This is a genomic window from Micromonospora avicenniae, assembly GCF_900156065.1.
In the GTDB taxonomy this organism is placed as follows: Bacteria; Actinomycetota; Actinomycetes; order Mycobacteriales; family Micromonosporaceae; genus Micromonospora; species Micromonospora avicenniae.
In genome coordinates, this window is sequence record NZ_FTNF01000050.1 from 1 (window position 1) to 6,366 (window position 6,366).

At 69.1% G+C, this 6,366-nt stretch carries 5 protein-coding genes; 2 read left to right on the plus strand and 3 right to left on the minus strand.

Annotation, left to right across the window (positions count from 1 at the left end):
* Positions 1–91: 91 nt before the first annotated feature.
* A complete protein-coding gene (locus BXA10_RS31780) occupies positions 92–247 on the minus strand; it encodes a hypothetical protein (RefSeq protein WP_175649365.1) in 156 nt (51 codons plus the stop codon).
* Positions 237–1,154, minus strand: a complete 918-nt coding sequence (locus BXA10_RS30150) for an alpha/beta fold hydrolase (protein WP_076474235.1) — start codon at positions 1,152–1,154, stop codon at positions 237–239. The genes BXA10_RS31780 and BXA10_RS30150 overlap by 11 nt, the downstream gene beginning before the upstream one ends.
* A 464-nt stretch (positions 1,155–1,618) precedes the next feature.
* Here BXA10_RS30150 and BXA10_RS30155 point away from each other — a divergent pair, with 464 nt between their 5' ends.
* Positions 1,619–4,399, plus strand: coding sequence for a LuxR family transcriptional regulator (locus tag BXA10_RS30155; RefSeq protein ID WP_076474236.1), 2,781 nt, complete (start codon positions 1,619–1,621; stop codon positions 4,397–4,399).
* On the opposite strand, the gene BXA10_RS31280 is transcribed toward BXA10_RS30155, so the two are convergent.
* A complete protein-coding gene (locus tag BXA10_RS31280) occupies positions 4,302–4,793 on the minus strand; it encodes a lactonase family protein (RefSeq protein WP_139338254.1) in 492 nt (163 codons plus the stop codon). The two genes, BXA10_RS30155 and BXA10_RS31280, sit on opposite strands and share 98 nt — an antisense overlap.
* Positions 4,794–5,335: 542 nt before the next feature.
* On the opposite strand from BXA10_RS31280, the gene BXA10_RS30160 reads away from it, so the two are divergent.
* The gene (locus BXA10_RS30160; protein WP_425436140.1) at positions 5,336–6,214 is read left to right on the plus strand and encodes an IS5 family transposase; all 879 of its coding nucleotides are present in this window, start codon (positions 5,336–5,338) and stop codon (positions 6,212–6,214) included.
* Positions 6,215–6,366: the final 152 nt, after the last annotated feature.

A 6,366-nucleotide genomic window follows, 5' to 3' on the forward strand; every position in this document is an offset into this window, starting at 1 on the left:
ATCACCGCCCACGCCTCATCAGTCAACTCACCACGACGCACCACCGGCCCATCGTCAACGACCAACCGCTACAAGATCGGCAGGACACGCCCTAGAGCAGGGTCTCCCGCAGAAGGTCTTCGACCATGTGCGGCCGGCCGGGGTTCATGCGCCTCAGGAAGCGCAGCAGCGCACCGGGCCGCTCCTCGAAGATCTGCCGCAGTCTTTCGGCGTCACTCGACTGGGACTGTTGATCGTCATGGGGCATGAGTCGTGGCCAGAGCCGTGATGTCGCCGACGCCTGAGCCCTGCGGGAGCCGGCGGCCGAGGAAGTCGCGGATGATGACGGCGACCGCGTCGCCGGCGCTCTCCAGCAGGAAATGGCCACCGTCGAGCAGGTGGATCTCGGCTTCGGCGGCGTCGGCTGCGAAGGCCGTCGCGCCGTCCGGACCGAAGATCTCGTCACCCCGGCCCCAGACCGCCAGCACGGGCACCCCGCTGGTGCGCAGGTACTCGTGCAGTTGAGGGTAGAGCAGCGGGTTGGTCGCGTAATCACGGAACAGAGCCAGCTGGATCAGGTCGTTGCCGGGCCGGCTCAGCAGCGCGTAGTCGTGGTGCCAGGTGTCCGGGCTGACCAGGGTTTCGTCGGGCGCCCCGGTGACGTACTGCCAGCGGGTCACGTCCAGGGTGAGCGCCTGGCGGATGGCCGCCTCGGTGTCCGGGGTCTGCGCCTCCTGGTAGTTCCACACCGTCCGCCAGAAGCTCTCGACGAAGCCGGCTTCGTACCCGTTGCCGTTCTGGGTGATGATCGCCGTGATGCCCTCGGGGTTGCGCAGCGCGAGCCGGAAACCGACCGGCGCGCCGTAGTCCTGCACATAGATGGCAAAGCGCTGGATGCCCAGTTGCTCGAGCAGGCCGGCGGTGAGGTCGGTCAGAGCTTCGAAGGTGTAGTCGAACTGGTCGGCCGCAGGCGCGTCCGACAAGCCGAAGCCGAGGTAGTCGGGAGCGATGACGTGATAGCGGTCCGCGAGGTCCGGGATCAGATTGCGGAACATGAACGACGACGTAGGGAACCCATGCAGCAGGACGACAACCGGCGCGTCGTCCGGCCCGGCCTCGCGGTAGAACAGCTGGTGCCCGGCGATCGAGGCATAGCGGTGATGAACGCGGGGCATTGCCCCTCCTTCACAGCATTTGGGGAACGGTCGAGACGGTCTTGAGCTCGTACGGCTGCAAGCATCACGCCGCCGCTACGGGCTTCGCGTCCGAAGCACCACGGGTCGAACCCGGTCATATCCCCGGGGTGGCTCACGGTGCGGCGCAGCTGCCGGCGCGAGGTGATGCCGGGCCAGCCGGTCAACCGGACGATCTGCGTCCCTTGCACGGCCAGGTGGGCGGAAGCTCGGGCGAACGGGACATCGTAGACCTCCGGTCTGCTGATCGCATCCAGCCATGACGTCGCCGTCGACGTCGACGATCGCCCCGGTGACCGAGGTCGCGCTGCGTCGCCTTGGAGACACGCCCGGGTCGCACCCCGGGGGTAACGAACGTTTCCCCGGGGGGAGCTGCCGCCGAGACCGGGGGTACGACAGGTGGTCGGATCGGAGCCGGCACGCACAGTCGAGTGCAGGATTGCAACATGGTGGTGCACGCATCGGTCGAGAACAGGACTCCGCACCCGGAGCCGCCGCTGCGCGGAACGGACGAGCGGGCCCGTTTGGATGCCCTGGTGCGAACCGCGGCGGCAGGCGACGGTGGCGCGCTGCGCATCGTGGGTGAACGCGGTAGCGGCAAGTCCTGCGCGCTCGACTACGTCATCGGCCGGGCCACCGGCTTCCGCGTCCTGCGGGTCCGGGCAGTGCCGGCCGAGCGGGACATCGCGTACGCGTCGCTGCACCTGCTCTGCGACGACCTGCTCGACGAGAGTGGGTTTCTCTCCGCACGCCACCGGATGTCGCTGGATACCGCCTTCGGCCGGATGGGTGACTCCCGGCCCGAGCCTGCCGAGGTCGGCCCTGCCGCACTGGAGCTGCTCGGTGACATCGCCCGCGCAGGGCCGGTCTGCATAGCCGTCGACGACGCCCACTGGTTGGACACGGCCACGGCCGAGGTCCTGGCCTACGTGGCCGCGCACGCTGCCGGACGAGCGGTGCTGCTTCTGGTCACCACCAACGGGACAGATTCGGACAATTACCTCGACAACGTGCCGGTGATGCGCCTGCGGCCGCTCACCTTCAACGAGGTACGCACCGAACTGGCGAGCCTCTCGCCGGGGCCGCTCGACGAGAGCGTCGTGCAGCGGATGCTGCTGGAAGCGCACGGTAACCTGCGCGTGCTCGCCGAGTCCCTTCAGGGCTTCACGGCCGCCGAGCTGGCCGGCGGCTTCGCGGTTCCCGCTCCGCTTCGCACGCGATCGTGCTCCCACGGTCGTTGCTGCATCGGCCGCGCGGCGCAGCTCACGCCGCCAGCGCGCCAGCTTCTGCTCGCCGCCGCGGCCGATCCCTCGGGCGACGTGGTGCTTCACGAGCACCTGGCTGCCGAGCTCGGGGCGAGCTCCGAGGTTCTCACTGCGGCCCGTCTGCTGGAGATCGGCGAGTGCGTCGCCTTCAGCTGTTCCGAGCTGCGTTCGGTCAGCTATCACGCGGCCACCCCGGATGACCGCAGACTGATCCACCGCAAGCTCGGCGAGGCCATTACCGACGACCGGGTCCGAAAGATCTGGCACCTTGGCCTGGCCGCGGTCGGGCACGACGACAACTTGGCCGACGAGCTGGAGGAGAGCGCCGGCCTGGCCCAATCCCGCGGTGGCGCAGCCGCCCGCGCCGCCTTCCTGGAGAAGGCCGCCCATCTAACAAGCGACCGCGGCCGCCGCGCCGACCGTGCGCTCACGGCGTCGGCTGCCAAATACGACAGCGGTGACCTCGCCGCCGCACAGCAATTGCTCGCGCTGGTCGACACCGAGCCGGCCGAGACCAGAAGGGCTGCTCGGCACGATTGGCAGCGATCCAGGATCGCGACGGTCGCCCGGCCTGGAGCCGGTTCAATCCGGCAGCTACTGGCCGCCGCCAGGCGACTGCGTGCTCTCGACCCGACCGACGCCCGGGAGGCGTACCTCGAAACCCTGACGGCGGCGATGGCGGCGGGAGACGCCCGCGGAGGATTGCTGACCGTGGTGGCTGAGGAAGCACGCCTCGCCGCGGCCGCTCACCGCGGTCATCCCGTCGACCAGCTCCTGTTCGGTCTCGCCACCAGAGTCCTCGATGGTTACGGGGCCGCGGTCCAGCCCCTGAGCGTCGCCGTGAGAGCGTTCCTCAAGCATGCGCCCGACCTCCGAACGACGCGGTGGTTCCGGCTTGCCGCTCTGATCGCCGCCGACCTCTGGGACGCTCCAGCCTGGATGGAACTCACCGGGCGCTCCCCGGTGGCCGGGACAGGAACGGCTCCCGCAACACCGATCGGTGGCGACGCGTCCGGTCCCACGATGATGCGGCCTGCGCGCCAAACCGGCACGGCGCTTGATCGGCTCGCGGCGGATCAGGCACTGAGCTGGCGAGTGACGCCCGCGTCCGTGGGCCGTTGCGCCGTCACGACACCGGCCCGGCAGTGGCTCCGGCCGCTACTGGCGCCCATTTCCGAGACGGCCCACAACCAGGACGCCGCGATCCCCGAGGCCGTGGCCGCCGCGGTGTTGCACAACGCCGGGGGACGCTACGACGAGGCGCTCGACGCGGCCCGGAACGCGTTGCGGTACGACTTGCCGGGTTTCGCCGGCTGGGCGTTGGCCGAACTGGTGGAGGCGGCGGTCCGTACGGGTGACCTGACCCTCGCGGCCGAGGCGGCCGCCCGGCTCCACGAACGCACGGCCTCTGCCGGCACAGACTGGGCACTCGGAATGCAGGCCATGGCCGATGCGCTCCTCGCCGAAGAGCGGACGGCGGAGACGCACTACGAGCAGGCCATCGAGCGACTCGCCCGCAGCGACATCCGCTGCCAGCTCGGGCGAGTGCGGCTGCTCTACGGGGAATGGCTGCGCCGCCGGAACCGGCGAGTCGACGCTCGCGACCATCTCCGCGCCGCAGGTCAGCTCTTCTCGGAGATCGGGGCGACCGGGTTCGCCGAACGCACCCGCCGTGAGCTGCTCGCCACCGGAGAATCCACGGGCAAGCGCACCGAGGACAACCGGCGGCAGCTGACGCCGCAGGAGTCGCGGGTGGCCGCACTGGCACGTGAGGGCCTCAGCAACGCCGAGATCGCCGGACAGCTCTTCCTCAGCCCGCGCACCGTCGAGTACCACCTCTACAAGGCTTTCGCCAAGCTCGGCATCAATTCCCGCGCCAAGCTCCAGATGGCGGTCGCTGGTTGGCGGCCAGATCGAGCCACTTCCCGAAAGCCGTCATCCACAGCGCGCGCGACGAACTGATCCATCGTCCCGAGGTCCCGTGCCGTAGAACACGCACACGCCGTGGACGGAAGCCGTGGATCGAGCCGCCGCCCCGGGCGTTGAGGACGTAGACGTGGTGGCCGTGCACCGTGACGCTGACCGGGAACTCGCCTCCGCTGCCTCTGACCTGCAGGCAGGTCAGCCGGGCGCCACGCGCCCGGAACACGGTGATGGTGTTGCTGCCCGCGTTGACCGCGTAGAGCAGGTGATGGCCGCGGTCGAGGGTGAGCGACCCCTGCGATCCGAGGTGATCGGCGACCGCACCGCCGAGTACGCCACCCTTGCCGCCGGTGGCGTACGCGCCGACCTGGTGCAGGTGACTGTCGCAGGCGATGACCCGGTTGCCGCCAGGCTCATCAGTCTGGACGAACACCGCGCCCCAGCATCTTTCGTATTCTCATCCCTGCGTTTCTCCGCTTCGTGCGGTGCCAGAATGGAGCCGGATCGGCCGCTGACCGGCGACTCCTCCGACGTCTGCAATCACGACGAACTCGGGGTCACGTTCCCCGGAGTGGCACAGACCATGAATCAGTCCGTCCAGCGCTCATCCGCCGCAACCGCACCACCGACGAGCGGCTTTCTACCTGTGCTGGTCACCCCGCCCGGTGCCGCTGCACACCATTGTGACCGTCGCCGAGATCCGCGGCCTCATCAACGCCATAGTCCTCGCCACACCGCGACCGCCAGCACACCCCCCTGCGCTGGTCGATCTGGCGGAGAACCGCCCGAGCCCAACGATCCCACTACCAGCGCAGACAGGCAAACTAACGTTGGAGTACTAAGGCGTGTTTCAGAAGTCGTGGTGGCCGGTGAAGGTCACGGCGTGGCGGTGATCGATAACTGAAGAGGTCTCCGGTAAACGGTTCAGCGACCAAGCTCGAACTTCATACCGGAGACCTCGTGGCCACCTTAGCGGTGACGAGGCGGCACGAACTCACCGACGCCCAGTGGCAGCGGCTCGCTGCGCTGCTGCCTGCCGCGTCGGCGAAGGGCCGGCCGCCGAAGTGGGAGAAACGGCAGCTCATCGACGGGATCAGGTGGCGGATTCGGATCGGGTCGCCCTGGCGTGACGTCCCGGCCGAGTACGGACCCTGGCAGACGGTCTACGGCCTGTTCCGTCGCTGGCAGCGCGACGGAACCTGGGACAAGATCTTGACCGCGGCACAGGCCGCCGCCGATGCGGAAGGCCGGATCACCTGGACGGTCAGCGTGGACTCGATGACCAGCCGCGCACACCAACACGCCGCCGGCGCCCGCAAAGACGGCCACCTGCAGAAAGAGCCACCAGGCGGCGTGCATGACGAACCCGCCGATCACGCCCTCGGACGATCTCGCGGCGGTCTGACCACCAAGACGCATCTGGCCTGCGAGCAGGGACAGAAGGTCCTATCGATGGTCGTGACCGCCGGGCATCGTGGTGACAGCCCGCAGTTCATCCCGGTCCTGCGCCGTATCAGGGTGACGCGTCTCGGGGTGGGCCGGCCTCGCACCTGCCCCGACCTGGTCCTGGCGGACAAGGCGTACACCAGCCGCGGCAACCGCGCCTACCTGCGCAAGCGCGGGATCAAGGCGTGCATCCCGAGCAAGACCGACCAGGACGCCCACCGCAAGGCCAAGGGCACCCGCGGCGGACGCCCGCCGAAGTTCGACCGAGACCTCTACCGGATGCGACATGCCGTCGAGAACGGCATCGCCCGACTCAAACGCCACCGCGGCGTGGCCACCCGCTACGACAAGTTGGCCGTCCGGTTCCAGGCCGTCCTGACCATCACCATCATCTGCGAGTGGCTCTGACCCGCTTATGAAACACGCCTTAGTTCACGACGCGGACACCGGGCCAGCGTTCGGCGAGGCGGTGACGAGCGAGTCGCTGCCGGGAGATCTCCGGGCTGACCCTGGTCGGGTTGCGCCGCCACACCCCGCCGAGCAGGTCATCGAGGCCGTGC

Bases quoted from the DNA above. Each gene is read 5' to 3' on its own strand.
- BXA10_RS31780 (WP_175649365.1), bottom strand. From the start codon at position 247: ATGCCCCATGACGATCAACAGTCCCAGTCGAGTGACGCCGAAAGACTG.
- BXA10_RS30150 (WP_076474235.1), bottom strand. From the start codon at position 1,154: ATGCCCCGCGTTCATCACCGCTATGCCTCGATCGCCGGGCACCAGCTG.
- BXA10_RS30155 (WP_076474236.1), top strand. From the start codon at position 1,619: ATGGTGGTGCACGCATCGGTCGAGAACAGGACTCCGCACCCGGAGCCG.